The sequence below is a fragment of the Mesorhizobium sp. M7A.F.Ca.CA.002.05.1.1 genome, from assembly GCF_003998335.1.
Taxonomy (GTDB): Bacteria; Pseudomonadota; Alphaproteobacteria; order Rhizobiales; family Rhizobiaceae; genus Mesorhizobium.
The window spans coordinates 1-862 of record NZ_RZQI01001437.1; the positions used below are offsets into that span (position 1 = coordinate 1).

An 862-nucleotide genomic window follows, 5' to 3' on the forward strand; every position below is an offset into this window, starting at 1 on the left:
TCTCACTGCTGCCGGCGCCTTTGTATCTCGTGCTGTTCCTGGTCGGGGCCATCGCCATGCGCGGCGCCGGCTGCACCTACAACGACCTCGTCGACGAGGACATCGACAGCCAGGTGGAGCGCACGCGCTCGCGACCGTTGCCGTCGGGCAAGGCGACGCGCCGGCGGGCATGGCTGTTTCTCGTCCTGCAGGCCCTGGTCGGCCTCGTCGTGCTCATCCAGTTCAACAGCTTCGCCGTCCTGCTCGGCATCTGCTCACTGGCGGTCATCGCCATCTATCCATTCATGAAGCGGATAACCAACTGGCCGCAACTGGTGCTTGGCCTTGCCTTTTCCTGGGGCGCGCTGATGGGATGGGCGGTCGAGTTCGGCGATCTCGATGGGCCTGCCATCATGCTTTATATCGGCTCGATCCTGTGGGTGATCGGCTACGACACGATCTACGCACATCAGGACAAGGAAGATGACGCCATTGTCGGCGTGCGCTCGACGGCACGCCTGTTTGGCGATAACACCAAATCGTGGCTGGCCGGGCTTTATGGCGGCGCGCTGATCTGCTTCGCCATCGCCTTCGCGTCGGCGCAAGCGCCGGTGGTGGCGCTGGCCGGACTGATCGCCGCCGGCGCCCATATGGCGCGGCAGATCGCCGTGTTGGATATCGACAATCCGGACCAATGCCTGCGGCTGTTCAGGTCGAATAACCAGGTCGGCTGGCTGATCTTCCTGGGCCTGATCGGCGGCGCTGTGTGGGTGGCTCTGAAGCCGCTGGTTTAGTCTTCTTCTCCCCGTCACTATACGGGGAGAAGAAGGCTAATCCCTCGAAATAATCTCCTGGCCGTCGATGACCAGCCTGAGACCGAGGG

General features: G+C 62.9%; 1 protein-coding gene. It reads left to right on the forward strand.

Annotated elements, in window-relative coordinates:
• On the forward strand, positions 1-773 hold a 773-nt coding region (ubiA, locus tag EN939_RS36180; protein WP_127272056.1), incomplete at its 5' end, for a 4-hydroxybenzoate octaprenyltransferase.
• Positions 774-862 lie beyond the last annotated feature (89 nt).